A 26,664-nucleotide genomic window follows, 5' to 3' on the forward strand; every position below is an offset into this window, starting at 1 on the left:
CCTGTCTAATCGGGGCCACCATAGCAAACCGCCCTGGGGTAGGATATCCCAACCCGGTTGCCGAATTGTTTCGCCGCGATGACCAAGCCATGCGTGAATCGAAGATGAGGGGTCGTGTCGCCGCCCTGCTGCTGGCCCTGGCCGCCGGCCTGACCGGGGCGGGGCCGGCGGCGGCGGAAACGCCGGTCGGCACCCGGGTCTATGTCGAGACCTGGCGCGCCCCCTCGGCCGACGAGTTGAAGGCCGCCCGCCGCTACGGCAAGGAGCTGTTCGCCCGCGCCGACGCCGCCGGCCGCCCGGTCACCCTGCGGGTCGCCCGCTCCGAGGCGACGGTGATGATCAGCTTCGAATCGGTGGCGATCTGCGACCGGGTGCGGGCCTGCCCGCTGATGGTGTTCCGCGACCTCAAGGGCCGGCCGGTCTATCAGGGCGGGGCGTTCGAGAACATCCGGCTCGATTACCGCAAGGACGGCACCTGGCTGATCCTGCGGGTGTGGGACGACGTCACCGAATGCAAGCTGACCGGGGTCACCCGCGCCCGCTGCCGCCCGCTGGTCGAGTAGCGCGCCTCGCCCGCCGGGTCTCATGCCGCCAGCGAGGCGAAGAAGGCGACGGTCTCGCGGGCGACGCGGTCGCGCTGCCGGTCGAGGGTGATCATGTGGTAGCAATCGTGCAGCCACAGGATCCGGTTGGGCCCGCCCAGGGCGGCGGCCAGCGCGCGCGGGCTGCGCGGCCCGGCGATGTCGTCCTCGACGGCGTGGACGATCAGCGCCGGGGTGGTGATGGCGGGCAGGCGCGGCAGCAGGTGGCGGCGCAGGGCGTCGAGTTCGGCCAGCGAGCGGCCGGTGATCGCGGCGGCGCCGGCGGCGAGGCTGTCGCCCCGGCGCTTGCCGGCGGCCAGCACGGCGCGGCGGCGGGGATCCTTGACCCCGAACGGGTCGCGGGCGACGAAGCGGTGGTCGCGCCCCCAGCGGGTGGCCAGCAGCAGCGGCAGCAGCAGCGGGGTCAGCGGCGGCACCCCCCAGCCGTCATAGCGCAGCGGCAGCGAATAAAGGGCAAGGCCGCGCACCGTCGCCGGATGGCGGTCGGCCAGCGCCAGCGCCAGCAGGGCGCCGAGACAGAGTCCGGCCACCACCACCCGGCCATGGGCGGCGATCGCGGCGTCGTGGGCGGCCTCGACGCTGGCCAGCCAGTGCCGCCAGGTGCTGGCGGCCAGGTCGGCCTCGCTGCCGCAATGGCCGGCCAGCCGCACCGGCACCACCGGATGGCCGGCGGCGGCGGCGGCGCGGGCGATCGCATGCATCTCGGCCGGGGTGCCGCCCAGGCCATGGATCAGCAGCACGGCCGGCGGCGGCGCGGCGGCGGGGCGGGGGGCAACGGGGATGGCAGCGCGGCTCTGGATGGTCATCGGCTCCTCGCGGCGAGCTGGCTTGATGTCTGGAATATGGGAAGCGCGTTGCGGTTTGTCCGCCCGTCGCCTGGGGGGGCGCCGGAGGACAGGCCGCGCGGGAATCCCTTGATTTCAAGGGAATTTCATCTTTCCGTCCGGCCTCGATCCGCTCTAGACTGAAGGATTGATTGAATCCCCCCACGGAGAGACCCGGCCATGAGTATCGGAACCCCCCTCAGCACGTCCGCCACCCGGGTGATGCTGCTGGGCGCGGGCGAACTGGGCAAGGAACTGGTGATCGCGTTGCAGCGCCTCGGTGTCGAGGTGATCGCGGTCGATCGCTATGCCAACGCCCCGGCGATGCAGGTCGCCCACCGCAGCCACGTCCTGCCGATGACCGACGGCGCCGCCCTGCGCCGGGTGATCGAGCAGGAACGCCCCCATCTGGTGGTGCCCGAGATCGAGGCGATCGCCACCGACACCCTGCTTGAGATCGAGCGCGAACAGATCGCCGAGGTGATCCCCACCGCCCGCGCCGCCCGGCTGACGATGGACCGCGAGGGCATCCGCCGCCTCGCCGCCGAGACGCTCGGCCTGCCGACCTCGCCCTACGCCTTCGCCGAATCGCGCGAACAGGTCGAGGCGGCGATCACCGGCGGCATCGGCTATCCCTGCGTGATCAAGCCGGTGATGTCGTCCTCGGGCAAGGGCCAGAGCGTGGTGACCGGTCCCGACGGGATCGACGCCGCCTGGGCCCATGCGATGAAGGCCGGCCGGGTCGCCCTGCCGCGGGTGATCGTCGAGGGCTTCATCCGCTTCGATTACGAGATCACCCAGCTGACCGTGCGGGCGCTGGGGGCGGATGGCCAGGTCGTCACCCATTTCTGCGAGCCGATCGGCCACATCCAGGTCGAGGGCGATTACGTGCTGTCGTGGCAGCCCCAGGCGATGACCCCGGCGGCGCGCGAGGCGGCGCGCGACATCGCCGGGCGGATCACCGCCGCGCTGGGCGGGCGCGGCATCTTCGGGGTCGAGCTGTTCGTCCGGGGCGATCAGGTGTGGTTCTCCGAGGTCAGCCCGCGTCCGCACGACACCGGGATGGTGACGCTGTGTTCGCAGCGCCTGTCCGAGTTCGAGCTGCATGCCCGCGCCATCCTCGGCCTGCCGGTCGAGGTGACCCAGACCAGCCCCGGCGCCTCGGCGGTGATCTATGGCGGGCTCGACGCCACCGGCATCGCCTTCGAGGGGCTGGCCGAGGCGTTGCAGGTGCCGGGCAGCGACCTGCGTCTGTTCGGCAAGCCGGAAAGCTTTCCCAAGCGGCGGATGGGGGTGGCGCTGGCCACCGGCGCCTCGGTTGACGAGGCGATCACCCGCGCCAAGCAGGTTGCCGGCCGGGTCCAGCCGATCCGTCCCTGAGCGCGCTCGCCCGGACCGCCGGCCAGAGCGGGCCGGCGGTTCGGGCGTTCGGCACGTCAACCGCGAAAGTCGGCGCCCGTTTACCGCCCGTTCACGCCCACAGCAAACCTTCCTCACAATTCGATGGTAGGCTGCTCGACAGGCTAAGACGTGTGGACGGTAGGGGGCCAACCAGAAATGAGTGCGATCATCACCGTGGCGCCCAGCCCACATCGGCTCAATCCGCTGCTGGCCGGCGAGGCGATCTATCTGATCGAACTGGCGACCCTGATCGCCGACGAGGAGCCGGACGTGCGGGTGTTCGCCCGCTACGGCCTCGGCAACGCCGACGTGATGGAGATCCGCTCCAGCCATCTCGAAGACGACGTGCTGTTCTGAGCGCGGCGCCTGCTCCCCTTGCGGGAGGAAATCCCTCCGCTCGCCGCCTGCGCGCGACGAAAGGAATCGGTTCCGGCCCTGCCTTCGTGCTATCCAGAATGGTGTCGCGCCGCGTCGCCCCGCTCGGGCGGCGGCGGCGCGGTGACGGAGGACGGCGAGGGAGTCCCGGATCGTGCCCGACAGCGCGGTGAACCAACTCGAATTGCTGCATGCCCTGCCGGCGGCGGCGACGGACCGTCCGCCGCTGCTGTTCGTCCATGGCTCCTATTGCGGCGCCTGGGTGTGGGAGGAACGGTTCCTGCCCGCCATCGCCCGCGCCGGCTATCCCGCCTATGCGGTGTCGCTGCGCGGCCATGGCGGCAGCGGCGGCGACGCCACCTTCGCCTCGCTGGCCGATTACATCGCCGACGTCGAGGCGGCGATCGCGCGGCTGGGCGGGCGTTGCGTGCTGGTCGGCCATTCGATGGGCGGGCTGATCGCCCAGCATTGCCTGCGGCCGGGCCACCGGCTGGCCGGGCTGGCGCTGCTGTCGAGCGTGCCGCCGTCGGGGCTGGCCGGGGCGGCGCTGCATCTGATGCTGGCGACCCCGGATCTGTGGGTGCAGTTCGGCCTGTTGCAGAGTCTGGGGCCGTCGGCGGTGTCCGACGCGCTGATCCGCCGGGCGATCTTCGCCGACACCACCCCGGCGGCCGAGGCGGCCCGGCTGCTGCCGCGCTTCCAGAGCGAATCGCTGCGGATCGCCTTCGATCTGGCCGCGCCGCCGCCGCCGCCCCGGCCCGGCCTGCGCTTTCCGGTGCTGGTGGTGGGCGGCAGCGCCGACCCGCTGATCCCGGTCAGCGCGCTGCACCAGACCGCGGCCTATTACCGCGCCGAACTGTCGGTGCTGGAGGGGGCGCCGCACGGCCTGATGCTCGACCCGGCCTGGGTCGAGCCGACGCTGGAGCGCATCCTGACCTGGCTCGACGCCCATCACTTGTGACCGGGGCGGGGTAATCGACCGTCCGCCCGTTCCGACGCTTTCTTTTGCCCAGGTGGGTGCCTTACTATGACTCCGGTCAGGCCATCTTCGGCCTGACGAGGGGAGGCGATGGCGCTAGGGTCCAAACAGGTCGGCGAGGTGGCGGGCGCCAATGCGGCGGCGGCGGCGACCTATGTCGGCGGCGGCGGTCGCAACGTCGCCTCGGTCTCGCGCGACGACGTCGAACGGGTCGATTTCGCCCACCAGACCGGGATGGGCGACGAAACCGTCCTGCGCTATCGCGACGACGCCACCCCGGTCGTCAACGACAAGCGGCGCAAGCGCCCCAGCGCCAACGGCCCGTCCTGGCGCAGCGAGTACGGCAAGGTCCAGCTGCTGGCCGCCGCCAACGACGACAGCAACACCACCGGCACCATCCTGCTCGATCAGGTGCTGCGGGCGATCAATTTCTACGAGAAGGTGATCCAGGTCACCGCCGGCACCAATGTCTCGACCGGCAAGGTGATGAACCTGCTCTACTGAGCCGGCGCTCTCCTCAGCCCTCGCGGTACCAGCGGGCGAAGAAATCGCGGTCATCTTCCTGGCGCAGCGCCCGGGTCGGCCGCGCCGTGGCGGGGTCGATCAGTCCCATCGCCGCCAGCCAGCGCACGATCTTGCGGAAATGGGCTAGGTTGCGTGGGCTGGCGCCGCCTTCCAGCCAGTTCTGTTCGAGCAGCGCCAGCACCGCCGGCTGCCCCAGGTCCGCCTCCCACAGGATGCCGAGCAGCGAGCACAGCCCCTCCTCGACGTCGCGTTCGGGCAGGAACAGCGCCTGCACCGCGTCGGCCTCGGCCTTGCGCCCGGTTTCCGGCCCGGCGCCCAGGCCGAAATCGTACAGCCCCCGCCGCGCCGGGGCGGCCAACTGGTAATGGCCGATTTCGTGGATCAGCACGCTCGGCTCGATCCGGATCGCCACCGCCGCGCCGTCCCAGGTGAAATGGTCCTGGGGGGCGAGGTCGAGCAGGCCGAAACCGAACGAGCGGCACAGCTCGACCGCCTCGGCATGGTGGCGCGGATCGGTCGAGAGGGTGGCGAGGTCGCCCGGCGGCGGCACCCGCAGGATCGCGGCGAACACGGCGGCGGCGAGCGGATCGTCGGCCAGCCCGGCGGCGAAGGCGGCGGCGACGCCGTCGAATTCGGCGGCGCGGAGGGGGGAGAGGATCATGCCGGCGGGTTTAGCCGATTCCCTCCGGCCGGTCAAACCAAGGACGCGGGCTCTGCCCGCACCCGCCAAGGGCCGGGGGCCCTTGGATCCCTTCGATGGTCGGGGCACGGCGGACAAGGCGTGGGTTCCAAGGGCCTGTGGCCCTTGGCGGGCGTGGGCGGAGCCCACATCACGCCGTCACTCGGCGACCGGGGCGCTTTCGACGGTGAAGAAGAAGGTCGAGCCGGCCCCCGGGGTGGATTCGACCCAGATCTCGCCGCCGAAGCGGTGGACGATGCGCTGGCACAGCGCGAGGCCGATGCCGGTGCCGGTCGAGCGGTGATCGGGGTGGAGGCGCTGGAAGATCTCGAAGATCTTGGTGAAATACTGCTTTTCGATGCCGATGCCGTTGTCGCGCACGCTGAGGCACCAGCGGGTGCCGTCATGCGGCTCGGCCGCGATCGCCAGTTCGGGCGGACGGCCGGGGGCGCGGTATTTGAGGGCGTTGCCGATCAGGTTCTGGAACAGGCTGACCATCTGCGCCTCGTCGGCCATCACCCGGGGCAGCGGGCCGGCGGTGACGGTGGCGCCGCAGGCCTCGATCTCGGGTTGCAGCGCCGCCAGCGCCTGGGCCAGCGGCCGGCCGGCCTCGACCGGCACCAGCGGCAGCGAGGGGCGGCCGACCCGGGTGTAGTCGAGCAGGTCGTTGATCAGCTCGGACATGTGGCGGGTGTTGTCGACGATGAAGCCGATGAATTCGTCGGCGTCGGCGTCAAGCCGGCCGCGATAGCGCCGCGCCAGCAGCTGGGCATAGCTGACCACGTTGCGCAGCGGGGTCTGGAGGTCGTGCGACGAGATGTAGGCGAAGCGTTCGAGGTCGCTGTTGGAGGCGACCAGATCCTCGATGGTCCGGCGCAGCCGCTCCTCGACCTCGCGCCGGGCGGAAATGTCGCGCGCCACCACCAGGAAATGCGGCACCCCGCCGATGCTGGCCTGACGCAGGCTGGCCTCGACCCAGAAGATGTGGCCGTCCTTGGCCCGCGCCCGCCATTCCAGCAGATGGGGCCGGCCGCTGCCGGCCTTGGCCCGCCACCAGACCGGGTCGTAATGCTGCGGCTCGCCGGCGCCGGTCAGGCCGAGATCGGCGATGGCCAGCCGGGTGATCTCCTCGCGCGGATAGCCGAACAGCTCGCAGGTGCGGCGGTTGACGGCGAGGATCGCCCCGTTTTCGGGGTCGAGCAGGACGATGGCGTCGTTGACGCTGTCGAAGATGCTGCGGAACCGTTCCTCGCTGGCGGCCAGTTCGGCGGTGCGCTGGCGCACCAGCGCGCGCAGCCGGGCGACGAAGGCGCCGAGCAGCACCGCCACCACCAGCCCGCCCAGCCCGATCAGCCCGGTCAGTTCGATCCAGCGCCCGGTGCGGGCCCGTGCTGTTTCCTCGATCTCGCTGAACAGGAAGCCGTCGAGGCTGGTGTCGGGCGGGATCAGCCCGATCGAGGCGAAGGTCTCGGCGATGTGGCGCCAGCGGCCCCGGCTCATGTGGCCGATCTCGACCAGATCGGGCAGGATCAGCTCGCGCATCGCCGCCGCCTGATCAAGCAGGAAGGCGCGCGGCATGTCGGGGGCGTAGCGCGCCCGGATCAGGTCGGCGATCTCCTCGGGATGGGCCATCGCGTAGTCCCAGCCGCGCCGGGTCGCCCGCAGCATCGCCCGCACCAGCTCGGGGCGGTCGGTGGCGAGCCGGCGGTTGGTCGCCAGCACGTCGGCATAGAAATCGATGCCGTACTGGTGCGGCCGGATCAACGTCACCGGCGCGCCGCGCAGCCGGATCGCCTCGTTGGTGAGATAGCCCGACATCGCATCGACCCGCCCCTCCAGCAGGTCGGCCGGATTGCCGCTGTGGCGCAGCAGGATCACCGGATGCTTGGTGACCCCCTCGCTGGCCAGCATCGCCAGCACCTCGGGATCGCCGCTGCCGTCTTCCCCGCCCAGCATCACCCGCCGGCCGCCCAGCGCCTGGGGGTGGTCGATGGAGCCGTCGCGCCGCACCAGCAGCACCAGCGGCGAATGCTGGAACACCGCCGCCGCCGCCACCACCGGCAGGCCGCGGGCATGGGCGATCAGCAGGCTGGCCGAGCCGATCGCGAAATCGGTTTCGCCGTTGGACAGCAGGGTGGCGGAGTCCTCGCCGGGCTGGCCCTCGCGCAGCACCAGATCGATCCCCTCGGCGGCATAGAATCCCTTGGCGATCGCGGCGTAATAGCCGGCGAACTGGAACTGGTGATGCCATTTGAGGTGAAGGGTGACCCGGGTCGGCGCCGAAGCCGCGTCCGCCGCCCGGGCGGGAAAGGCGGAGCAGACGGCCATGCAGATCGCAACGACGCAAGCGACCAGGCCGAGACGCACGCCGGTTTCCTTTCAGGGCGAACCCGCCTGATGCGGGCGCGACGATTTTGTCGCACAGTGAAACGATTTGTGCCGACTATCGTCCGGCCGAACGGCGAACACAACGAATTTATCGGCGGAACGCCATCCGCCGCGAGGGAGCAGGGATGAAGATCGCGAGCTGGAACGTCAATTCGATCCGTGTCCGCCTGCCGGGGCTGCTCGACTGGCTCGCCGCCGCCGCCCCCGACGTGCTGCTGTTGCAGGAAACCAAGTGTCAGGACCGCGACTTTCCCCACGCCGAGATCGCCGCCGCCGGCTATCACGCCCTGGCCCACGGTCAGAAGACCTTCAACGGCGTCGCCATCCTGTCGCGCCGGCCGGCGCGACAGGTGCGGGTCGGGCTGCCCGGCGACGACGGCGACGACCAGGCGCGCTACCTTGAGGCCGAGATCGACGGGGTGCGGGTCGCCTCGCTCTACCTGCCCAACGGCAATCCCGCCCCCGGCCCCAAATACGAGTACAAGCTGGCCTGGATGGCGCGGCTGGCCCGCCATGCCGCCGCGCTGCGGGCCGAGGGCGGGGCGGTGGTGCTGGGGGGCGATTACAATGTCTGCCCCGAGGAGATCGACGTCTGCGAGCCGGCGGCATGGCGCGACGACGCGCTGTGCCTACCCGACAGCCGGCGCGCCTTCCGCCGCCTGCTCCATCTCGGTTATCTCGACGCGGTGCGGGCGCTCGATCCCCGGCCCGGGCTCTACAGCTGGTGGGATTATCAGGGCGGGGCGTGGCCGCGCGATCGCGGGCTGCGGATCGATCACCTGCTGCTGTCGCCCGAGGCGGCCGACCGCCTCGCCGCCGCCGGCATCGATCGCGGCCCGCGCGGCGCCGAGCGCGCCAGCGACCACACCCCGGCCTGGGTCGAACTGATCCCCGCCGCCGTTTCGTCCGGGGATGAAATCCGGAATTGCCCGCCGGGCGTTGCGGACATAGACTAAAAGGATAAAGCGAGCGGAGATCGCCATGTCCGACCAGGATCGCATCATCGAACTGACCGCCACCCTTGCCGAGGTGGTCTCGCGCAAGCTGGAGGAGATCAAGAAAGTGACCGGCACCACCCGGATTCTCGCCCTCAACGCCCTGATCGAGGCGGCGCGGGCCGGCGAGGCCGGCAAGGGCTTCGCCGTGGTGGCGGGCGAGGTCAAGCACGTCTCGGAAAGCATCGACGGCATCACCCGCAGCCTTGAGGCGGAGATGGGGACGGCGGTCGAGGAACTGAGCCGTCTTGCCAACAACATGCGGGCCGAGTCCCAGCAGCAGAGCTAGATGAGCCGACGTTTCCTTGCGGGCGCGGCGGTCGCCCTGACCCTTGGGCTGGCCGCCGGCCCGGCGCTGGCCGGGCTCGACGAGGCCGGGGCGGCGTGGCAGCGCCGTGACTTCGCCGCCGCTGCGCGCGAATACCGCCCGCTGGCGGCCGAGGGTCAGCCGCTGGCGATGGCCCGGCTGGGGCAGATCCTGTTCCAGGGGCTCGGCGGGGTGCTGCCCGACGAGGCCGAGGCGGTGCGGCTGTTCAAGGCCTCGGCCGAGGCGGGCGAGCCGACCGGGCAATATTGGTACGGCGTCGCCTGGCTGCTCGGCCGGGGGGTGGCGAAGGATGTCGGCACCGCCCAGGTCTGGCTCGGCCGCGCCGCCGAGCATGACGTCCCCGAGGCGCTGCATGCCCTGGGCGAGCTTTATTTCAACGGCGGCGGGGTGCCCCGCAACGAGACCAAGGCGGCCGATTATTTCCGCCGCGCCGCCGAACTCGGCCATCCCGCCAGCCTGGAGAAGATGGCCGAGCTGCGCTGGAACGGGCGCGGCGTCGCGGTCGATCGTCCCCGCGCCGTCGCCGATGCCCGCCGCGCCGCCGAGGCCGGCCGGACCGTCGCCCAGTTCATCCTCGGCGTCGCCCTGCTGACCGGCGACGGCGCCGCCAAGAACCCGGCCGAGGCGGCGCAATGGTTCCGTCGCGCCGCCGAGCGCGGCCATGCCCAGTCGGCCCACAATCTGGGGGCGATGCTGACCACCGGCAACGGCCTGATTCCCAATCTGGCCGAGGGCTATTTCTGGCTGGCGGTGGGGGCCGACCGCGCCCCGCCGCCGCTCAAGCCGAACTACACCCGCGAGCGCGACGCCGTCGCCGCCCGCCTGCCGGCCGAGGATCTGGCCCGGGTCCGCGCCCGCCTCGCCGCGTGGCAGCCGGCCACCGGCCCGATTCCCGCCGCCGCGCCGCTGCCGCCGCCGGCGGTGGCCACCCCCGCTGCCCCGGTGCGCGGCCGGATGGCCACCGGTACCGGCTTTGCCGTGTCGGAAGAGGGCGCGGTGCTGACCAACGCCCATGTCGTGCAGAACTGCCGCTCGATCACCGTCACCCCGCCCGACGGCCAGCCGCTGCCCGCCACCCTGGCCGCCCGCACCGACAAGGACGACCTCGCTTTGCTGAAGACGGCATGGCGGGGCGAGCCGGTCCATTTCCGCGCCGGCCGGCCGCTGCGTTCGGGTGACGAGGTGGTGGTGATCGGCTTCCCGCTGTCGTCGCTGCTGTCGCGCGAGGCCAACGTCACCGCCGGGGTGGTCAGCGCCCTCAACGGCCTGCGCGGCGACCAACGCTTCTACCAGATCACCGCTCCGGTGCAGAAAGGCAATTCGGGCGGGCCGCTGGCCGACCGCAATGGCGCGGTGGTCGGGGTGGTGTCGGCCAAGCTCAACGCGATCAAGGTCGCCGACCAGACCGGCGACCTGCCGCAGAACATCAATTTCGCGATCAAGGACGAAGTGGTCCACCGCTTCCTCAAGGCCACCGGCGTCACCGCCCATCCCTCCCCGGCCGAGGGTCCGTCCCTGTCGGTCGCCGATGTCGGCGAAAAGGTCAAACGCGCGACGATGTTCATCCAGTGTCAGATGGATTGACCGAGGCGGGGCGGTTTTTCCTGATTTTCAACTGGCCGCCGAAATGAGATGGTTTGGACCCGTCCGGGTGCAATCGCCCGGCTGCCTGTCCCAATCGATCGAATCATGACCACCGCCCAGCAGGAACAACGTCTTCTCGCCATCTCGATCGCCGTCACCGTCCTCACCGCCCTGGCCGGGGTGGTGTTCGGTCTGATGATCCAGTCCCGCACCATCATCTTCGATGCGATCTACACCCTGACCGATTCGGTGATGACCCTCGCCGCGCTCGGGGTGTCCCGCCTGATCGGGCGCGGCGACGACCGGCTGTTCCAGTATGGCTACTGGCATCTCGAACCGATGCTGACCCTGGTCAACGGCATGGTGCTGGCGCTGGCCTGCGTCTATGCCGCGCTCGACGGGATCAACGGCTTGCTGGCCGGCGGCCGGATCGTCGATTTCGGCCCGGGCGCCGCGTTCACCGCCGTCAATGGGGCGATCTGTCTGGTGATGGCCGGCTACATCCATCGGCGGTCGCGCAAGATCCAGTCCGACCTGCTGCGCACCGACGCCCGCGCCTGGCTGCTGGGCGGCACCATCAGCCTCGGCGTCAGCCTCAGCTTCCTGGTCTGCGCGGTGATGGTCGCCGCCGAGCGCAATCATCTCGCCCCTTACGTCGATCCGCTGATCCTGACCGTGTTCGCCCTGGTCCTGCTGCCGCTGCCGTTGCAGACGGTGTGGCGCTCGGTGCGCGAAATCCTCCAGATCGCCCCGCCCGAACTCGACCGGGCGGTACGCGAGGTCGCCGGCCGGGTGGCCGAACGCCACGGCTTCGCCACCTTCGAAAGCCACGTCCTGAAGGTGGGGCGGATCAATTTCATCGAGATCGGACTGGTCGCCCCCTCGGGGGCGATGACCCGCAGCTTCGCCGAACTCGACGCGATCCGCCAGGAAATCGCCGACGATCTCGGCGAAATCGGTCCCGGCCACTGGCTGACGGTCGATTTCACCGCCGATCCGCGCTGGATCTGACCGCGACAGCTTGCTGAAAGGTTGGTCTGCGACCCTGTCCCGACGATGCCGCCGGGCGGTTCGATCGACCTTGGCCGTGGCAGGAGGATGCGATGGAGCATATGGCGTTCAATGTCGGCCGGGTGCTGCGGCGGATCGGCTTCGGGGCGATCCTGATCTCCATCCTCACCGTGTTCGTCATCGAATCGATCTGACCGCCTTTCGTGGGCTCCGCCCACACCCGCCAAGGGCCGCAAGGCCCTTGGATCCCCTGCATTGAAGAATCCGGCTTTCTGTGCCATATGACTTTTATATCAGGCATGAAGATCATTCGTGATCGGTATAAAAGGCATTGTCGATGGCGGCCCCTCTTCGAACCTATTCGCGCGCCACGCGGGAGGCGCTGGTCCTCATGGGGGGGCAGATCAAGCTTGCCCGCAAGCAGCGCAAGATGTCGGAAGCCGAACTTGCCGAGCGCATCGGTATTGCCCGCAGCACCTTGCAGATGATCGAGAAGGGAAGCGCCAAGGCGGAAATCGGCCTGGTGTTCGAGGCCGCTCATCTGGTTGGCGTTCCCCTGTTCGCCAGTGAGCCATCAGCCCTGGCCGCCCAGATTGCCCGGGTCGAGGACAAGCTGGCGCTGCTGCCGCAATCGATCCGACGCCCGCGCACGGAGGTCAAGGATGACTTCTGAGCGCAAGGCAGGCGACCGGCAGGGCACAAGAGTGCCGCCACGCGAGGCCTATGTCTGGATTTGGCTGCCCGGCAGCATGGAGCCTGTCGTCGCGGGCCGTCTTGCTCGCGACGGGGACCTTCATGTCTTCAATTATGGCCGATCCTATCTGGAACGCCCCGACGCGATCCCGATCTTTCTGCCGGAGTTGCCGTTGCAGCGCGGCGTACTCGTGCCGCCGCCGCCGCTGGACCTGGCCGGCGCCTTGCGCGACGGATCGCCCGCGCTCAAGCTGACAGGCCGCTCAGCGCCCGACCATCCATGGGTTCCAAGGGCCTTGCGGCCCTTGGCGGGTGTGGGCGGAGCCCACATTTAACTTTATCTGTGTTCGCGCGCCAGCCTCAGATCGTCGCCAATGCGATCAGGGCGACGGCGCCGACGAAGGTGGCCGTCCCGTAACAGATCCGCTTCAGCCCCATCCCGCCGCCCCAACCAAGATCGTGGGCGGTGGCCTGGATGCGGTGGGCGGCGTGCCATGCGGTCAGGAAGATGATCGCGGTGATCGCCAGCTTGCCGATCCAGCCCGAGGCCAAAGCGTGGATGTGGTCGTAGGACAGATCGAGGATCCCGAGCGGCAGCAGCACCCCGGTGGCGAGGATCAGCACCGGGGTGACCAGGGCGGCGACCATGCCGCCGGCGGCGAAGGGCATCCAGGCGAAGGGTTCGTCGGAGCGGCGGGGCATGGCATCAGCCTCCCAGGATCAGCAGGACCAGCAGCGACACCGCCGCCCACAGCGCGAAATGGCCGCGCACGATCAGGCGGTCGGGGATCCGCTCGCCCTTGACCAGGATCGGCGGCATCGCCTTCGGCGTGACTCCGAACCAGGTGACGGTATGGAACAGGGCGAAGCCGAGGCAGACCAGCTGGACGGTGACGCCCCACGAACTCGACAGCGCGGCGAGGTAGCTTTCCCAGGCGGCGCGGCCCTGGGCGAGGCGGATCATTCCGTCCATCAGGATCGCGGCGTAGAGCCCGACGAACACGCTGGTGCCCTCGCGGACGATGTAGCGGAACAGGCGGGGTTCGCGCCGCCACCAATCGGCCGGCAGCGGGCGGTGATAGGGGCGGCGGGTCATGGCTTGCCTCCCGGCAGCAGGCGGGCCTTCAGCCAGCGGTACGAGGCGGAGATCTTGGTCTGCTGGATCGCCGCCGCCGGATCGACCTGCTTGGGGCAGACGGTCGAGCAGGCGCCGACGAAGGTGCAGTCCCACACCCCGTGCGGGCTGTCGGTGACCTCGGCGCGGGCCAGTTCGCCGGCGTCGCGCGAGTCCTGATTGTAGCGGTGGGCCAGCGCCAGCGCGGCCGGGCCGGCGAAGTCGGGATTGATCGCCATCTGCGGACAGGCGGCGTAGCACAGCAGGCAGTTGATGCACTGGGCGAACGGGCGGAACTTCGCCAGTTCGGTCGGCAGCTGGCGGTATTCGCCCTGCTCGACCGTGCGCTCATGCTCGGCGATCAGGTAGGGATAGAGGCTGGCCAGCTTTTCGAGGAAGCCGTCCTGATCGACGATCAGGTCGCGCTCGATCGGGAAATGGTCGAGCGGCTCGATCAGCAGCACCTTGCCGCGATAATCGCGCAGGAAGGTGTGGCAGGCCAGCTTGGGCTGGCGGTCGATCATCATCCCGCACGAGCCGCACAGCGCCATGTGGCAGGAGCCGCGATAGGCCAGGGTGGGGTCAAGCTCGTCCTTGACGTAGGCCAGGGCGTCGAGCACCACCCACTCGTCGCGCAGCGGCACGGTGTAATCCTGGGTGCGCGGTTCGGTGTCGCGATCGGGATCGTAGCGCAGCACCCGCAGGGTGAGGGTTTCGCTCATGATCCGCCTCCGCCATAGACGCGCTCGCCCGGCGGCGAGCGGGTGATGGTCACCGGCTTGGTGCCGATCTTCGGCCGGGTGCCGCCCGGCCCGGGGTAATAAGCGAGGCTGTGGGCGAGGAAGTTGGCGTCGTCGCGGCCGGGATGGTCGAGCCGTTGGTGCGAGCCGCGCGATTCGGTGCGCAGCCGGGCCGCCTCGGCCATCGCCTGGGCGACGTCGAGCATCGCCCCCAGTTCCAGCACCTGGACCAGATCGGTGTTGAACACGTTGCTGCGGTCGTCGAGCCGGATCCGGCTGTAGCGCCGGCGCAGCTCGGCCAGCCGCTCGCAGGCATGGTCGAGCCCGGCGGCCTCGCGGTAGATGCCGACCGAGCCTTCCATCACCTCGCCCAGCTCGCGCCGCAGCACCGGGGCGGATTCCTCGCCCTGGGACAGGAACAGGTCGCGGATGCGGGCCTGGGCCGCCTCGGCCCGGGTCCGGACGGCGCGGCCGTCGGTGGTGGGCGCGCTTGCCGCGGCGGCGATCGCGCCCTGGCCGGCGCGGGCGCCGAACACCAGGATCTCGGCCAGCGAGTTCGAGCCGAGCCGGTTGGCGCCGTTGATCGAGACGCAGGCGCATTCGCCGGCGGCGAACAGGCCGGGCAGGGGGGTGGCGGCGTCGATCCCGCTGTCGATCCCGCCCATGGTGTAATGCACCACCGGCCGCACCGGGATCGGCGCGTTGACCGGATCGACCCCGGCATAGGTCAGCGCCAGTTCGCGCACCATCGGCAGGCGCTCGTCGATCTTCTTCTCGCCGAGATGGGTGAGGTCGAGCAGCACCGCGTCGCCGAACGGGGTTTCGACCGTGCGGCCCTTCTTCTGCTCGTGCCAGAACGCCTGGCTGAGCCGGTCGCGCGGCCCCAGTTCCATCGCCTTGTTGCGCGGCCAGGGATCGGGCGGGCCGAGGCCGTAATCCTGGAGATAGCGATAGCCGTCGCGGTTGCGCAGCAGCCCGCCCTCGCCGCGCGAACCCTCGGTGATCAGGATCCCGGTGCCGGGCAGGCCGGTCGGGTGGTACTGGACGAATTCCATGTCCTTCAGCGGCACCCCGGCGCGGTAGGCCATCGCCATGCCGTCGCCGGTCTTGATCGCGCCGTTGGTGGTGAAGGGATAGACCCGCCCGGCGCCGCCGGTGGCGAGGATCACCGCCTTGGCCTCGAAGGCGACGATCCGGCCGCTGCGCAGCTCGATCGCCACCACGCCGCGACAGCGTCCGTCCACCACCAAAAGCTCGGTGCTGTAATATTCGTCGTAACGCTGGATCTGCGGGTATTTCAGCGAGGTCTGGAACAGGGTGTGCAGCAGGTGGAAGCCGCTTTTGTCGGCGGCGTACCAGGTCCGCTTGGTCTTCATCCCGCCGAAGGCGCGCACCGCGACCGAGCCGTCGGGCTCGCGGCTCCACGGACAGCCCCAATGTTCGAGCCGGGTCAGTTCGCGCGGCGCGGCCTGGACGAACATCTCGACCGCGTCCTGGTCGGCCAGCCAGTCGGCGCCGCTGACGGTGTCGTCGAAATGCAGGTCGAACGAATCGCCCGGCTTGACCACCCCGGCGGCGCCGCCCTCGGCGGCGACGGTGTGGCTGCGCATCGGGTAGACCTTGGAGATCAGCGCCACCGACAGGCCGGGCGCCTGTTCCGCCACCTCGATCGCGGCGCGCAGACCGGCACCGCCGGCGCCGACGATGGCGATATCGGTCGAGATCACGTCCATTGGCAGGCATCCCCCGTTGACCGCCGGGGCGCGCGGCCCCGTCGCCCCAGACTTTCTCATGGCGCGCCGATTCCCGCAACCGGGGAGACGACGCTCGGGTGCGGCGCGGCAAAAGGGGCTGGAATCCGGCGGCCGGGGCCGGGTACCATGGGGCCGCCTTCCTTGATCCCCGCCCCCTGTCGGATCGACCGCGCGCATGGCCTCGCCCCGGATGACGACCATGGACCTCTCCCGCCGCGACCCGCTGATCGATGCGGTCCGGGGCCTCGCCCTGGTGATGATCTTCATCAATCACGTCCCCGGCAACCTGCTGGAGGGGCTGACCTCGCGCAATTTCGGCCCGTCCGACGCGACCGAACTGTTCGTCTTCATCGCCGGCTACGCCACCGCGCTGGTGTTCGGCCGCCGGCTGGATCAGGACGGGGCGCTGCGCACCGGGTTGCGGCTGTGGGGGCGGGCGTTCAATCTCTACCTCCTCCACCTGTTCACCCTGCTGCTGGCGGCGGCGATCGCCGCCACCGCCTCGCGCCTCACCGCCGATCCCCATCTGCTCGACTGGATCAATCTGGGGCCGCTGTTCTTCGATCCGGTGCCGACCCTGATCGGGGTGGTGACGCTCGGCCATCAGGCCGGCTACTTCAATATCCTGCCGCTCTACATCCTGCTGGTCGCCGGCGCGGCCCTGCTGCTGCCGCTGGTCCGGCTCAGCCCCGGCGCGGCGCTGGCCGCCTCGGCCGGGCTGTATCTGCTGGTCCAGGTCGGCGACCTCAACCTGCCCAACTATCCGACCAGCGGGACCTGGTTCTTCAACCCGATGGCGTGGCAATTGATGTTCGTGATCGGTCTGGTCTGTGGCGACCGCGCCCGGCGCGGGCTGGTTCCGGTGCCGTACCATCCGCTGCTGGCGCTGCTGGCCGGGCTGATGGTGGCGGCCGGGCTGGGGATGAAGCTGGCGGGGTATTATCCGTCGCCCGATGCCCTGCCGCTGCCGTTCTTCCTGTTCGGCCAGGACAAGACCTTCATGACCCTGCCGCGTCTGCTCCACGCCCTGGCGCTGCTGTATCTGGGCGCGCATTGCGGCGCCCGGGTTGCCCTGGGCCGGCTGGGGCCGGTCGGGCGGGGGCTCGAGGAACTGGGGCGGCACGGCCTGCTGGTGTTCTGTACCGGGTCGGTGCTGGCGATTGTCGCCCAGCTGTGTCTGTTCGCGCTCGACGCCGACCGGGTCACCGCCGGCGGGGTGGTGCTGGCCGGACTGGCGGCTCTGGTGTTCTTGGCAAAAGGACGGTCATGGTATCTTGGAACTTCCCGCGTCGCGCCACCGTCCGTCTGTTCGCCGCGCTCCTCGGTGTCGTCGCCCCGCTCGGCCTAGAGCCGGCCCGGGCCGAGCCCCAGTCCTGTCCGTTCGACGCCGGCATGGTGGCCGACCAGCCCCATCTTCTGCCCCATTTCGCCGCCCGGCTGGCCGAGGGCGGCCCGGTGCGGGTGGTGACGCTGGGCTCGTCCTCCACCGCCGGCTCCGGCGCCAGTTCGGTTGACCATTCCTATCCGGCCCGCCTGGGCGAGCAACTGTCCCAGGCCTTTCCCGCCAACCGGGTCGAGGTGATCAACAGCGGCGTCAACGGCCAGAACACCGAGGAGATGGTCGCCCGGCTGTTTCACGACGCGATCGAGGAAAACGCCGATCTGGTGATCTGGCAGACCGGCACCAACGACGCGGTGTCGCGCATCGATCCCGAGACGTTCCGCGAGCATCTCGAACGCGGCATCGCCTGGGTGCGCGAGGCCGGGATCGACCTGATCCTGATGGATCCGCAATTCTATCCCGGCCTGCGTTCCCAGCCGGTCTATGAGCGTTATGTCGATGTGATGCGGGAGACGGCGGCGCGCTTCGCCGTGCCGCTGTTCCCCCGCTACGAGATGATGCGGCACTGGGCGACGCTGTCGCCGCCGCCGGTGGTGCTGGCCGACGACCGCTTCCATCTCAACGATGACGGCTATGCCTGTCTGGCCGAGCAGGTGGCGGCGATGATCGTCCGCGCGGTGCGGGAGGGGCAGGGGCGCTAATCCCGCCCGGCCCCGGCCCCGACTCTCAGGCCCGGCGGACCTCGTCGAGGAAGGCGCGCACCTCCTGTTCCAGCGCCCGGCTCTGCTGCTGCAACTGATTGGCGGCGCCGTGGACCTGCTGGGCCATCCGGTCGGTCTCGGCGGCGGCCTGGGCCACGTCGGTGATGTTGCCGGCCACGCCGCGCGTCCCCTGCGAGGCCAGGGCGACGTTGCGGGCGATCTCGCTGGTGGCGGCGTCCTGCTGGGCCACCGCCCCGGCGATGGTGGCGGCCAGCCCGTTGATGACGTCGATGGTGGCGCGGATCCCGTCGATCGCGGCGACGGCGGCCCGGGTTTCCTCCTGCACCGCGGCGATCTGGCCGGCGATCTCGTCGGTGGCCCGCGCGGTCTGGCTGGCCAGCCCCTTGACCTCGCCCGCCACCACCGCGAAGCCCTTGCCGGCCTCGCCGGCCCGGGCCGCCTCGATCGTCGCGTTCAGCGCCAGCAGGTTGGTCTGGGCGGCGATGTCGTTGATCAGGGTCACCACCTCGCCGATCTTCTGGGCGGCGGCGGCGAGGCCGGCGATCTTGCGGGTCGCTTCGAGCGAATCCCGCGCCGCGCTCTGGGTGACGGTGGTGGATTCCCGCATCTTTTCGCCGATCTGCCGGATCGAGGCGGCCAGTTCGGCGCTGGCGGTGCTGACCGTTTCGATGTTGTGCAGGGTGCCGGCGGTGGCGGCCGAGACGGCGGCGCTCTGGGTCTGGGTGTCGGTGGCGTTGCCGGTCAGGGTGGCCGACCAGTCGCGCAACTGCCCGACCGCCTGATGGACGTTGCCGAGCAGCGCCGACACCGCCCGGTCGAACCGCTGGGTGGCGTCGTCGATCCGCGCCTGTCGGGCGGCGTGTTCGGCGGCGGCGGCCTGCTCATGCCGTTCGAGGCGTTGCCGCGCGGCGCGGTGTTCGAGCAGGGTCAGGGTGGCGCGGGCGATTCCACCGATCTCGTCGCGGCATTCGGCCCCCTCGATCTCGACCGAATCCGCCCCGGCGGCCAGCCGGCCCATCGCCGCCGACAGATGGCGCACCGGCAGGACGATGCTGCGCACGATCAGCGGCAGCATCACCGCCAGCCCCAGCAGCAGCAGGGCGACCCCGCCGGCCAGCAGGGCCAGGGTCCAGCGCGCCGTGTCGCGGCGCTGTTCGGCGTGGGCGACGATCGCCTGGGCGAGGCCGGTCTCGACCGTGCGCAGGGCGTCGATCCGCCGCGTCGCGGCGGCGAACCAGTCGGGGGCGGTGACGGCGGGCTCGCCCGGGGCGGGGCCCTCGATCGCCGCCTGGCGCATCCGCGCCACCGGGGTCTCGATCTCGGGCGCCAGCGCCGTGTTCAGCGCCGCCACGGCGGCCGGCGACGCGGACCGTTCGAACATCCGCAGCCCGCTTTTCTGTTCCGCCCCCAATTCGATGAAGCGCCGCAACAGGGCCGGTTCGAACCGGCCGGCGGCAAAGCCGGCCGAACCGGTGGCCCGTTCCTGCCCGGCGCTTTCCTTGGCCTCGCCCAGGATGGCGAACGGGGTGATCAGGCGGGCGCTTTCGACGTCGGGCACGGCGCGGGCGGCGTGGGCCACCCGGTCGAGCAGGGTGCGGATGGCCTGGCTGTAGGCGGCCATTTCCTCGCGCGGGCTGATCTGCTGCCGGTCGATCCGCTCGCGCAGCTCCGGCAGGCTGGCGAGCATCGGGCCAAGCTGGTCCCGCCCGTCCGCCCCGCTCGCGGCGAGGGCCGCTTCCCCTTCGGCCAGCGCCGCGCGCAGGGCGGCGAGGCGGGCGTCGCACTCGCGGCGCCGATCGGCCATTTCGGCGGCGAATTGCTGGCCCTTGCTGCCGAGGAACAGCGCCGAGGCGCCGCGCTCCTTCTGCATCTCGTGCACCAGCGCGTTGACCGCCACCGCGAAACGGGTCTGGCCGATCAGCGCGGCGGCCAGCCCGACCTGGTCGAGCTGGGTCCGCAGCATCGTCCCGGCCAAGGCCAGCAGGATCAGAATCAGCGGGGCCGTGCCGATCAGGATCCGCCGGCCGACCGGAATGTTGCGAAGCGCGCGCATGCCCTGCCTTCCCTCTGGCTGAGTCGCTCGGAGCCATGACCAATCATGCATTAAGGCATAGACTATAACCTAACGCCTAAGCATCCTGTCGCGTTTTTTGTATGGATGAACGTTCAACGAGGGGGCGAGCCGCGCGGCGGCGGGGCGCCCCGTGCCGGCCGGCAAGCGTTTGCCTCGCGGCGGCGCTTGCGCCAAACTGGCGGCCATGAGCGATCTGTTTACCCCCCCGCCCGAGCCGCGTCCCGCCGCCAACGTCCCGGAATATTCGGTCGGCGAGCTGGCCGGCCGCCTGCGCCGCACCGTCGAGGAGGCGTTCGCCTTCGTCCGGGTGCGCGGCGAGATTTCCGGCTTCAAGCGTCATTCCTCCGGCCATCTCTATTTCGCGCTGAAGGATGCCGAGGCGGTGCTCGACGCGGTGTGCTGGCGCGGTCAGGCGGCGCGGCTGGGGCTGGCCCCCGAGGACGGGATGGAGGTGATCGCCACCGGCCGGCTGACCACCTATCCCGGCCGCTCGAAATACCAGATGGTGGTCGAGCGGATCGAACTGGCCGGGCAGGGCGCGCTGCTGAAGATGCTGGAGGACCGCCGCAAGCGCCTCGCCGCCGAGGGGCTGTTCGACGCCGCGCGCAAGCCGGCGCTGCCGTTCCTGCCCCGGGTGATCGGGGTGGTGACCTCGCCGACCGGGGCGGTGATCCGCGACATCCTGCACCGGCTGGCCGAGCGTTTCCCCTCGCGGGTGCTGCTGTGGCCGGTGGCGGTGCAGGGCGAGGGCGCCGCCGCCCAGGTCGCCGCCGCGATCCGGGGCTTCAACGCTTTGCCGCCCGACGGGGCGGTGCCGCGCCCCGATCTGCTGATCGTCGCCCGGGGCGGCGGCTCGCTGGAAGACCTGATGGCCTTCAACGAGGAAGAGGTGGTGCGCGCCGCCGCCGCCTCGGCGATCCCGCTGATTTCGGCGGTCGGGCACGAGACCGACACCACCCTGATCGATTTCGCCGCCGCCCTGCGCGCTCCCACCCCCACCGCCGCCGCCGAGAAGGCGGTGCCGGTGCGGGCCGAGCTGATCGCGGGGGTGGCCGAACTGGGCGGGCGGCTGGTCGGCGCCGCCCAGCGCCGGCTCGAAGACCTGCGCCAGCGCCTGGGCGGGCTGGTCCGCGCTTTGCCGCATCCGCGCCGGCTGATCGACGACGGCGCGCTTAGGCTCGACGACCGCGCCGAGCGGCTGCGCAACGCCTTGCCCAATCTGCTGACCCGGCGCGGCGCCGAGCTGGACCGCCTCGCCGCCCGGCTGCGCCACCCGCGCGAACGCCTCGCCGCGGAGGCCGCCCGCCTCGCCTTGCTCGCCACCCGGCTCGATCACGGCCGCGCCAGCCTGTGCGCCGCCGAAACCGCCCGGATCGAGCGCGACCGGCTGCGGCTCGATCAGGCCGGCCGCCGCCTCGGCGCGGCGGCGGGGCGCGGGCTGGCCGACCGCGCCGCCCGGCTCGACACCGTCGCCCGCCTGCTGGAAAGCTGCTCCTATCGCCGGGTGCTGGAGCGCGGCTTCGCCCTGGTCCAGGACGAGGCCGGCCAGCCGGTGCAGAGCGCCGCCGCGATCGCCCCCGGCGCCGCCCTGACGGTCGAATTCGCCGATGGCCGCGTCGCCGTCACCGCCGCCGGCGAGCCGCCGCGCTCCCCGCGCCGGCGCGGCAAGGGCGACCAGAGGCAGCCGACCTTGCTGTAGCTGGGCGAGGCTGCCGCCCCGCGCCCCGCTTGGGGAGCAGGGCTCCCCAAACCCCTCCCTTTTTGATCGATGAAAAAAAAGGGGGTCCGGGGCATCGCCCCGGCCGGGCCCGCGGGCGGGAGCCCGCGTAACGTAACGGTATCGCGCCTCCGGCGCGGGGGCTCTGGCGGGATGGTGGGCGGGCGGCTACACTCCGCCCCCGATCGCGATCAGCAGGGGGAGACCGGCGAGATGACGGACATCGAGGAGGGGGTATGGGCGGTGCCGCAGGGGGTGGCGGCGGCGCGGCCGCTCTGCACCGATTGCGGGCTGTCGCGGCGGGAGGATCCGCGCGTCTGTTCCCGCGCCTGCCAGTTCGGTCATCCCGACCATGCCGGGCTGGAGCAGCGGGTGCACGGGCGGCGGCGTGATCCGGCCCGGGGCGACGAGCTGCATTTCGGCCCCTATCTCAAGATGTGGCAGGCGGCGCTGACCGCGCCCAGGCCGGGGGCGCAATGGACCGGGATCACCACCCGGCTGGGCGAGCGGGTGCTGGAAAGCGGCCGGGCCGAGGCGGTGCTGGCGATGGCGGCGGCGCCCGGCGACATCTGGAGCCCGGTGCCGGTGCTGGTGACCCGGCCGGAGGGGATGGCGCGCTGTCGCGGCATGCGGATGGGCTACGCCCCGCTGCTGGCCGGGCTGGAGGCGGCGCGGGCGCGCGGGATCCGGCGGCTGGCGGTGATCGGGGTGCCGTGCCAGATCCATCCGCTGCGCATGCTGGAGCCGGAGCTGGGGTTCGAGTCGCTCGACGTGATCGGCATTCCCTGTTCCGACAACACCACCACCGCCAATTTCCTCGAATTCCTCGCCTTGCTGACCGAGCGGCCGGAGCGGGTGACCTATCTCGAATTCCGCCCCGATTATCACGTCGAGATGCGGTTCGATGACGGGAGCAAGCGCGAGATCCCGTTCCTCAAGCTGCCGATCTCGAAGCTTCCGCCCGATTTCTTCCCGCTGACCTGCCGCACCTGCGTCGATTACGTCAACGTGCTGTCCGACCTGACCGTCGGCTACATGGCTGGGCGCGGCGAGCAATGGCTGCTGGTGCGCAACCGGCGCGGCCAGGAGCTGCTCGACCTGCTGGGCGATGAGGTGCGGCTGTCCGAGCCGGCCAGCGCCGGCAAGCGCCAGGGCTCGGTCGCCGGATTCATCAAGAACACCGAAAAGGCCGCCGGCGGGATGCCGGTGCGCGGCATGCCCGACTGGGCCCGGCCGATCGTCGCCTGGATGATGCCCAAGGTCGGGCCGCGCGGGCTGGAACTGGCCCGCGCCCGGCTGGAGATGAAGGCGGCCGAGACGGTGATCCATCTCCGCCTGCATCAGCCCCGGCGGATGGCGGCGATGATCCCCGATCACGTCTGGGATCTGGTCGCCCCCTACGGCCTGACCCCGCGCGACGGCGAACGCGGATGAGGCCCGGGCGCGGGCGGCGGGACAGATCCCCGCCCGCGCCGCCAAGTTGAAGAGTTAATGTTCCCGCCCGATTTCCCTTACCGCAAAGTATGCTACTCTGCACTGCCCCGCCGTCGAGGGAGGTTGCGATGCGGTCGAGCCTTTTTCCCGCCTTGATATTTGCCGCCCTGTTGGCGGTCGGTTCGCCACAGGCCGTCCTGGCCGCCGATCCGCCGGTATCCCAGGTGATCCAGCCCCAGGGGACCGTCGAATACAGTCATGACGGCGTCACCTGGAAGCCGGTGACCCGCACCCGCTATCTGTTCGCCGGCGACCGGATCCGCACCGGCGGCGATGGCTCGGCCCGGCTGGTCGATCAGTCCAGCAACGCCGCCCAGCGTCTGGCCGCCGACAGCCAGGTCGAAGTGGCCGGCACCACCCTGCGGGTGCTGGCGGGCAACCTGTCGGGGCCGGAGCCGGTCAGCGGCGATCTGGTCGCCGGTCTCGGCAACCGTTTCGCCGAGGCGCAGCGTTACACCACGGTGCGGCGCGGGGTGGCGGGCGAGGCCCGGCCGGTCAAGCTGCGGCTGGCCCAGCAGGTCACCGCCAGCGCCGCCTATCCCGATTTCGTCTGGCAGGCCTTCGGGCCGCAATACAGCTACGTGCTGACCATCGACGGCGTCGCCCGGCCGGTGGCGGCGGTCGAGGGCGAGGTGGCGCGGGTGCGCCTGCCCGAGCTGACCCCCGGCCGTCACGCCGTGTCGGTGGCGGTGGTCGAGGGCGGCCGCACCGTGGCCGAGGCCGAGAAGGAAGGCAGCCTGCTGTGGCTGTCGCCGGCCGAGGACAAGGCGCTGGCCGAACAGGTGGCGTCGCTGCGCGCGCTCGATGCCGGCGGCGATTTCGCCGTCGCCAACCTGCTCGACGAAAAGGGGCTGGCGGTGGCGGCAATGGATCTCTACCGCCGCCATTTCGACCAGGACCCCGACGACAACCAGATGCGGCCGCTGCTGGTGCGGACCTATTCCGAACTGAAGCTGGCCGAGCTGAAACAGCGCGAGGCCCAGCTCTACAACGATCGTCTGCGCGCCGAGTGATCCCGGCCGGGCGGGCGCGGGGGCGCGTTCCGCCCGGATTCGGTCGCGGTGTGCGGGGGGAGAGCCGGCATGGCGGTTTCGTTGCGGCGCTATGACGTCATCCTGACCGCGCTGTTGTTCCTGCTGACGCTTCCCGCCCAGAACGGCGGCTGGTTCGCCCTGCTTGAGGACCAGACCCTGTCGTTCCGCCATCTGGCGCGGATGGCCTATGGGCCGGGGCCGACCCGCGACCTGTCGCGCGACATCGTCCTGGTCGATACCGACGAGGCCTTCTTCAAGGCCTATGGCAGCTTTCCGCTGCGGCGCGGCGACATCGGCCGCCTCGTCACCAATCTGAAGAGCCTGGGCGCCCGGGTGATCGCCATCGACATGCTGATGGATTTCCCCAGCTCCTATGGCGAGGATCCCGGGCTGGCCGCCGCCCTGCGCGACGCCGGCAACACCCTGCTGGTGGCCCGCGCCGTGGTCGAGCATGGCAGGCCGAGCGGGATCGTCCGCCCCACCGCGCTGCTCGACGCGGCGGCGCCGTCCGGCTACACCAACATCGAATCCACCACCGCGCTGACCACCTCGCTGTCGCGGCTGCGGATCCATCCCGAGCTGACCGGCGAACGCGGCGGCTGGCCGTTCGCGGTCGAGGCGGCGGCGCGCTATCTCGGCGTCACCCCCCGGCTGGAGCCCGGGCTGCTGCGGCTGGGCGACCTCGCGGTGCCGCTCGATTCGCGCGGCAACCTGCTGATCGATTTCCCGCCGCTGCCGACCGGGATGCGCTTCCTCCATCAGGCGATCGGCATCGGCGCGCTCGACCTGCTCGATTTGTCCGCCCTCGACCAATCCGACCGGGCCGAACTGGAGGCCTGGGTCAAGGACCGTATCGTGGTGGTCGGCGACACCTCGGAAGTGTCGCATGACTGGTTCGACACCCCGGTCGGGATGGTCTACGGGGCCGAGATCATCGCCGACACCATCGCCACCCTGCTGCGCGGCGGACCGCTGCGCGAGGTGCCGCCGGCACTGGCGGCGCTGCTGCCGCTCGGGCTGGCGGCGGCGATGATCCTGCTGGCGCTGCTGCCGCCCCGGCCGCTGGCGCGCGGGCTGGCGGTGCTGGTGCTGGCGCTTGCCACCCTGGGCGGCGCCACCCTGCTTTACGTGCGCGGCGGCTGGGTGCTGCCGCTCAGCTATCCGCTGCTGGCGCTGGGCGCGGCCTATCTGGTGATCGAGGCGCGGCAATATCTGGTCGAGCGGGCGCAGAAGCAGCGGATCGCCCGCACCTTCGGCCAGTACATCCCGCCCGAGCTGGTCGAGGAAATGAACAAGAGCGGCCAGCCGGTCGAGATCGGCGGCGAAAGCCGCGAGATGACCGTGCTGTTCTCGGACGTGCGCGGCTTCACCACCCTGTCCGAGGGGCTGGCCCCGCGCGACCTGACCCAGTTGATGAACGCCTTCCTCAGCCCGATGACCCGGGTGATCCAGCAGCATCGCGGCACCATCGACAAATACATGGGCGACGCGATCATGGCGTTCTGGGGCGCGCCGCTGCCCGATCCCGACCATGCCCGCCACGCCGTCGCCGCCGCGCTCGACATGGTGCGGCGGATGGCCGAACTGGACGAGGAATTCCGCGCCCGGGGCTGGAAGTCGATCCGGGTCGGCATCGGCCTCAACACCGGGACGATGAGCGTCGGCAACATGGGCTCGGACTTCCGCATGGCCTATACGGTGATGGGCGACGCGGTCAATCTCGGCTCGCGCACCGAAAGCCTGACCCGCCATTACGGCGTCGATGTGCTGATCACCGAATACACCCAGGCGGCGGTGCCCGACCTGATCTGCCGCGAGATCGATCTGGTCCGGGTCAAGGGCAAGGATACGCCGGTCCGGCTGTACGAGCCGCTCGGCTTCGCCGACACCGTCGCCGCCGCGACGCTGGAGCGGCTCGACCTCTATCACCGCGCCCTGGCGCTCTACCGCGCCGCCCGCTGGGACGAGGCCGCCGCCGCCTTCGCCGCTTTGGCCGCCGACGAGCCGGAGCGGGAGATCCTGCGCCTTCATCTCGACCGCATCGCCCAGTTCCGCCGCGACCCGCCCGGGCCGGACTGGGACGGGGTCTACACCCACAAGCAGAAGTAGGAGAGGCGCCTTGCCGGACCGGTCCGCGTCGTTGCCGTCCCGCCGCGCCCCCGCCGGGCGGAGCCGCCCGCAGGGGGGGGCCGCCACGGCAGTGCTGACGCTCGCCCTGCTGCTGGCCGCCGCCCCGGCCGGCGCCGGCGCCGGCAGCGACGATCCGCGCGCCGCCGCGGCGCGGGCCTT

Annotated in this window: 25 protein-coding genes; 17 read left to right on the plus strand and 8 right to left on the minus strand. The window is 70.9% G+C overall.

What is annotated here, in order from left to right; translation table 11 throughout:
• The first annotated feature begins 104 nt into the window (after positions 1 to 104).
• Positions 105 to 563, plus strand: a complete 459-nt coding sequence (locus ACFSNB_RS06120; RefSeq protein WP_377315150.1) for a hypothetical protein — start codon at positions 105 to 107, stop codon at positions 561 to 563.
• 20 nt (positions 564 to 583) lie between these two features.
• Here the strand turns inward: ACFSNB_RS06120 and ACFSNB_RS06125 are convergent, their stop codons facing one another.
• Complete coding sequence (locus ACFSNB_RS06125; RefSeq protein ID WP_377315151.1) at positions 584 to 1,408, minus strand: alpha/beta hydrolase; 825 nt, start codon at positions 1,406 to 1,408, stop codon at positions 584 to 586.
• Positions 1,409 to 1,606: 198 nt separating this feature from the next.
• Here ACFSNB_RS06125 and purT point away from each other — a divergent pair, with 198 nt between their 5' ends.
• The 4 genes from purT to ACFSNB_RS06145 all read left to right on the plus strand — a co-directional run bounded on the left by purT (position 1,607) and on the right by ACFSNB_RS06145 (position 4,685).
• Positions 1,607 to 2,806: a formate-dependent phosphoribosylglycinamide formyltransferase gene (gene purT, locus ACFSNB_RS06130; protein WP_377315152.1), complete on the plus strand. Its 1,200-nt coding sequence runs from the start codon at positions 1,607 to 1,609 to the stop codon at positions 2,804 to 2,806.
• A 177-nt stretch (positions 2,807 to 2,983) separates the two neighbouring features.
• Positions 2,984 to 3,184 carry a hypothetical protein gene (locus ACFSNB_RS06135; protein ID WP_377315153.1) on the plus strand — a complete coding sequence of 67 codons (201 nt, stop codon included), beginning with the start codon at positions 2,984 to 2,986 and terminating at the stop codon, positions 3,182 to 3,184.
• 172 nt (positions 3,185 to 3,356) lie between these two features.
• Positions 3,357 to 4,163 carry an alpha/beta hydrolase gene (locus ACFSNB_RS06140; protein WP_377315154.1) on the plus strand — a complete coding sequence of 269 codons (807 nt, stop codon included), beginning with the start codon at positions 3,357 to 3,359 and terminating at the stop codon, positions 4,161 to 4,163.
• Positions 4,164 to 4,271: 108 nt separating this feature from the next.
• On the plus strand, positions 4,272 to 4,685 hold the full coding sequence (locus tag ACFSNB_RS06145) for a hypothetical protein (RefSeq protein WP_377315155.1): 414 nt from the start codon (positions 4,272 to 4,274) through the stop codon (positions 4,683 to 4,685).
• A gap of 13 nt (positions 4,686 to 4,698) precedes the next feature.
• On the opposite strand, the gene ACFSNB_RS06150 is transcribed toward ACFSNB_RS06145, so the two are convergent.
• Positions 4,699 to 5,367 carry a hypothetical protein gene (locus tag ACFSNB_RS06150; RefSeq protein ID WP_377315156.1) on the minus strand — a complete coding sequence of 223 codons (669 nt, stop codon included), beginning with the start codon at positions 5,365 to 5,367 and terminating at the stop codon, positions 4,699 to 4,701.
• Between the two features lie 177 nt (positions 5,368 to 5,544).
• On the minus strand, positions 5,545 to 7,752 hold the full coding sequence (locus tag ACFSNB_RS06155) for an ABC transporter substrate-binding protein (protein WP_377315157.1): 2,208 nt from the start codon (positions 7,750 to 7,752) through the stop codon (positions 5,545 to 5,547).
• Between the two features lie 146 nt (positions 7,753 to 7,898).
• Here ACFSNB_RS06155 and xth point away from each other — a divergent pair, with 146 nt between their 5' ends.
• The 6 genes from xth to ACFSNB_RS06185 all read left to right on the plus strand — a co-directional run bounded on the left by xth (position 7,899) and on the right by ACFSNB_RS06185 (position 12,719).
• Positions 7,899 to 8,729 carry an exodeoxyribonuclease III gene (xth, locus tag ACFSNB_RS06160; protein WP_377315158.1) on the plus strand — a complete coding sequence of 277 codons (831 nt, stop codon included), beginning with the start codon at positions 7,899 to 7,901 and terminating at the stop codon, positions 8,727 to 8,729.
• 25 nt (positions 8,730 to 8,754) lie between these two features.
• Positions 8,755 to 9,057, plus strand: a complete 303-nt coding sequence (locus ACFSNB_RS06165; protein ID WP_377315159.1) for a methyl-accepting chemotaxis protein — start codon at positions 8,755 to 8,757, stop codon at positions 9,055 to 9,057.
• Positions 9,058 to 10,680 (plus strand): trypsin-like peptidase domain-containing protein, encoded by a 1,623-nt coding sequence (locus ACFSNB_RS06170; RefSeq protein ID WP_377315160.1) that lies wholly within the window; start codon positions 9,058 to 9,060, stop codon positions 10,678 to 10,680.
• 105 nt (positions 10,681 to 10,785) lie between these two features.
• Positions 10,786 to 11,691: a cation diffusion facilitator family transporter gene (locus ACFSNB_RS06175; protein ID WP_377315161.1), complete on the plus strand. Its 906-nt coding sequence runs from the start codon at positions 10,786 to 10,788 to the stop codon at positions 11,689 to 11,691.
• 337 nt (positions 11,692 to 12,028) lie between these two features.
• On the plus strand, positions 12,029 to 12,364 hold the full coding sequence (locus ACFSNB_RS06180; protein WP_377315162.1) for a helix-turn-helix transcriptional regulator: 336 nt from the start codon (positions 12,029 to 12,031) through the stop codon (positions 12,362 to 12,364).
• The gene (locus tag ACFSNB_RS06185; RefSeq protein ID WP_377315163.1) at positions 12,354 to 12,719 is read left to right on the plus strand and encodes a hypothetical protein; all 366 of its coding nucleotides are present in this window, start codon (positions 12,354 to 12,356) and stop codon (positions 12,717 to 12,719) included. The genes ACFSNB_RS06180 and ACFSNB_RS06185 overlap by 11 nt, the downstream gene beginning before the upstream one ends.
• Positions 12,720 to 12,744: 25 nt before the next feature.
• Here ACFSNB_RS06185 and frdD read toward each other — a convergent pair whose 3' ends face one another.
• The 4 genes from frdD to frdA are packed head-to-tail and all read right to left on the minus strand — an operon-like array spanning position 12,745 to position 15,971.
• Positions 12,745 to 13,086, minus strand: a complete 342-nt coding sequence (gene frdD / locus ACFSNB_RS06190) for a fumarate reductase subunit FrdD (protein ID WP_377315164.1) — start codon at positions 13,084 to 13,086, stop codon at positions 12,745 to 12,747.
• 4 nt (positions 13,087 to 13,090) lie between these two features.
• Positions 13,091 to 13,480, minus strand: coding sequence for a fumarate reductase subunit C (locus ACFSNB_RS06195; RefSeq protein ID WP_377315165.1), 390 nt, complete (start codon positions 13,478 to 13,480; stop codon positions 13,091 to 13,093).
• Positions 13,477 to 14,220, minus strand: a complete 744-nt coding sequence (locus tag ACFSNB_RS06200; protein WP_377315166.1) for a succinate dehydrogenase/fumarate reductase iron-sulfur subunit — start codon at positions 14,218 to 14,220, stop codon at positions 13,477 to 13,479. Before ACFSNB_RS06200 ends, ACFSNB_RS06195 begins: the two co-directional genes overlap by 4 nt.
• Positions 14,217 to 15,971, minus strand: a complete 1,755-nt coding sequence (frdA, locus tag ACFSNB_RS06205; protein WP_377315167.1) for a fumarate reductase (quinol) flavoprotein subunit — start codon at positions 15,969 to 15,971, stop codon at positions 14,217 to 14,219. Before frdA ends, ACFSNB_RS06200 begins: the two co-directional genes overlap by 4 nt.
• A gap of 220 nt (positions 15,972 to 16,191) precedes the next feature.
• Here frdA and ACFSNB_RS06210 point away from each other — a divergent pair, with 220 nt between their 5' ends.
• The gene (locus ACFSNB_RS06210; RefSeq protein ID WP_377315168.1) at positions 16,192 to 17,340 is read left to right on the plus strand and encodes an OpgC family protein; all 1,149 of its coding nucleotides are present in this window, start codon (positions 16,192 to 16,194) and stop codon (positions 17,338 to 17,340) included.
• Positions 17,259 to 18,035 (plus strand): SGNH/GDSL hydrolase family protein, encoded by a 777-nt coding sequence (locus ACFSNB_RS06215; protein WP_377315169.1) that lies wholly within the window; start codon positions 17,259 to 17,261, stop codon positions 18,033 to 18,035. Before ACFSNB_RS06210 ends, ACFSNB_RS06215 begins: the two co-directional genes overlap by 82 nt.
• Before the next feature lie 25 nt (positions 18,036 to 18,060).
• Here ACFSNB_RS06215 and ACFSNB_RS06220 read toward each other — a convergent pair whose 3' ends face one another.
• Positions 18,061 to 20,109 carry a methyl-accepting chemotaxis protein gene (locus tag ACFSNB_RS06220; protein WP_377315170.1) on the minus strand — a complete coding sequence of 683 codons (2,049 nt, stop codon included), beginning with the start codon at positions 20,107 to 20,109 and terminating at the stop codon, positions 18,061 to 18,063.
• 205 nt (positions 20,110 to 20,314) lie between these two features.
• On the opposite strand from ACFSNB_RS06220, the gene xseA reads away from it, so the two are divergent.
• The 4 genes from xseA to ACFSNB_RS06240 all read left to right on the plus strand — a co-directional run bounded on the left by xseA (position 20,315) and on the right by ACFSNB_RS06240 (position 26,484).
• A complete protein-coding gene (xseA, locus tag ACFSNB_RS06225) occupies positions 20,315 to 21,829 on the plus strand; it encodes an exodeoxyribonuclease VII large subunit (protein ID WP_377315171.1) in 1,515 nt (504 codons plus the stop codon).
• Positions 21,830 to 22,060: 231 nt separating this feature from the next.
• Entirely contained in the window at positions 22,061 to 23,281 is a 1,221-nt protein-coding gene (locus ACFSNB_RS06230; protein ID WP_377315172.1) for a Coenzyme F420 hydrogenase/dehydrogenase, beta subunit C-terminal domain, read from the plus strand.
• A 128-nt stretch (positions 23,282 to 23,409) separates the two neighbouring features.
• Entirely contained in the window at positions 23,410 to 24,354 is a 945-nt protein-coding gene (locus ACFSNB_RS06235) for a DUF7354 domain-containing protein (RefSeq protein WP_377315173.1), read from the plus strand.
• Positions 24,355 to 24,423: 69 nt separating this feature from the next.
• A complete protein-coding gene (locus ACFSNB_RS06240) occupies positions 24,424 to 26,484 on the plus strand; it encodes a CHASE2 domain-containing protein (RefSeq protein WP_377315174.1) in 2,061 nt (686 codons plus the stop codon).
• Positions 26,485 to 26,664 lie beyond the last annotated feature (180 nt).

This window comes from Phaeospirillum tilakii (assembly GCF_042683125.1).
Lineage (GTDB): Bacteria > Pseudomonadota > Alphaproteobacteria > Rhodospirillales > Magnetospirillaceae > Phaeospirillum > Phaeospirillum tilakii.

Excerpts from the sequence above, each read along its gene's own strand:
- ACFSNB_RS06120 (WP_377315150.1), top strand. The coding sequence starts at position 105 with ATGAGGGGTCGTGTCGCCGCCCTGCTGCTGGCCCTGGCCGCCGGCCTG.
- ACFSNB_RS06125 (WP_377315151.1), bottom strand. The coding sequence starts at position 1,408 with ATGACCATCCAGAGCCGCGCTGCCATCCCCGTTGCCCCCCGCCCCGCC.
- purT (WP_377315152.1), top strand. The coding sequence starts at position 1,607 with ATGAGTATCGGAACCCCCCTCAGCACGTCCGCCACCCGGGTGATGCTG.
- ACFSNB_RS06135 (WP_377315153.1), top strand. The coding sequence starts at position 2,984 with ATGAGTGCGATCATCACCGTGGCGCCCAGCCCACATCGGCTCAATCCG.
- ACFSNB_RS06145 (WP_377315155.1), top strand. The coding sequence starts at position 4,272 with ATGGCGCTAGGGTCCAAACAGGTCGGCGAGGTGGCGGGCGCCAATGCG.
- ACFSNB_RS06150 (WP_377315156.1), bottom strand. The coding sequence starts at position 5,367 with ATGATCCTCTCCCCCCTCCGCGCCGCCGAATTCGACGGCGTCGCCGCC.
- xth (WP_377315158.1), top strand. The coding sequence starts at position 7,899 with ATGAAGATCGCGAGCTGGAACGTCAATTCGATCCGTGTCCGCCTGCCG.
- ACFSNB_RS06165 (WP_377315159.1), top strand. The coding sequence starts at position 8,755 with ATGTCCGACCAGGATCGCATCATCGAACTGACCGCCACCCTTGCCGAG.
- ACFSNB_RS06170 (WP_377315160.1), top strand. The coding sequence starts at position 9,058 with ATGAGCCGACGTTTCCTTGCGGGCGCGGCGGTCGCCCTGACCCTTGGG.
- ACFSNB_RS06175 (WP_377315161.1), top strand. The coding sequence starts at position 10,786 with ATGACCACCGCCCAGCAGGAACAACGTCTTCTCGCCATCTCGATCGCC.
- ACFSNB_RS06180 (WP_377315162.1), top strand. The coding sequence starts at position 12,029 with ATGGCGGCCCCTCTTCGAACCTATTCGCGCGCCACGCGGGAGGCGCTG.
- ACFSNB_RS06185 (WP_377315163.1), top strand. The coding sequence starts at position 12,354 with ATGACTTCTGAGCGCAAGGCAGGCGACCGGCAGGGCACAAGAGTGCCG.
- frdD (WP_377315164.1), bottom strand. The coding sequence starts at position 13,086 with ATGCCCCGCCGCTCCGACGAACCCTTCGCCTGGATGCCCTTCGCCGCC.
- ACFSNB_RS06195 (WP_377315165.1), bottom strand. The coding sequence starts at position 13,480 with ATGACCCGCCGCCCCTATCACCGCCCGCTGCCGGCCGATTGGTGGCGG.
- ACFSNB_RS06200 (WP_377315166.1), bottom strand. The coding sequence starts at position 14,220 with ATGAGCGAAACCCTCACCCTGCGGGTGCTGCGCTACGATCCCGATCGC.
- frdA (WP_377315167.1), bottom strand. The coding sequence starts at position 15,971 with ATGGACGTGATCTCGACCGATATCGCCATCGTCGGCGCCGGCGGTGCC.
- ACFSNB_RS06210 (WP_377315168.1), top strand. The coding sequence starts at position 16,192 with ATGGACCTCTCCCGCCGCGACCCGCTGATCGATGCGGTCCGGGGCCTC.
- ACFSNB_RS06215 (WP_377315169.1), top strand. The coding sequence starts at position 17,259 with ATGGTATCTTGGAACTTCCCGCGTCGCGCCACCGTCCGTCTGTTCGCC.
- ACFSNB_RS06220 (WP_377315170.1), bottom strand. The coding sequence starts at position 20,109 with ATGCGCGCGCTTCGCAACATTCCGGTCGGCCGGCGGATCCTGATCGGC.
- xseA (WP_377315171.1), top strand. The coding sequence starts at position 20,315 with ATGAGCGATCTGTTTACCCCCCCGCCCGAGCCGCGTCCCGCCGCCAAC.
- ACFSNB_RS06230 (WP_377315172.1), top strand. The coding sequence starts at position 22,061 with ATGACGGACATCGAGGAGGGGGTATGGGCGGTGCCGCAGGGGGTGGCG.
- ACFSNB_RS06235 (WP_377315173.1), top strand. The coding sequence starts at position 23,410 with ATGCGGTCGAGCCTTTTTCCCGCCTTGATATTTGCCGCCCTGTTGGCG.
- ACFSNB_RS06240 (WP_377315174.1), top strand. The coding sequence starts at position 24,424 with ATGGCGGTTTCGTTGCGGCGCTATGACGTCATCCTGACCGCGCTGTTG.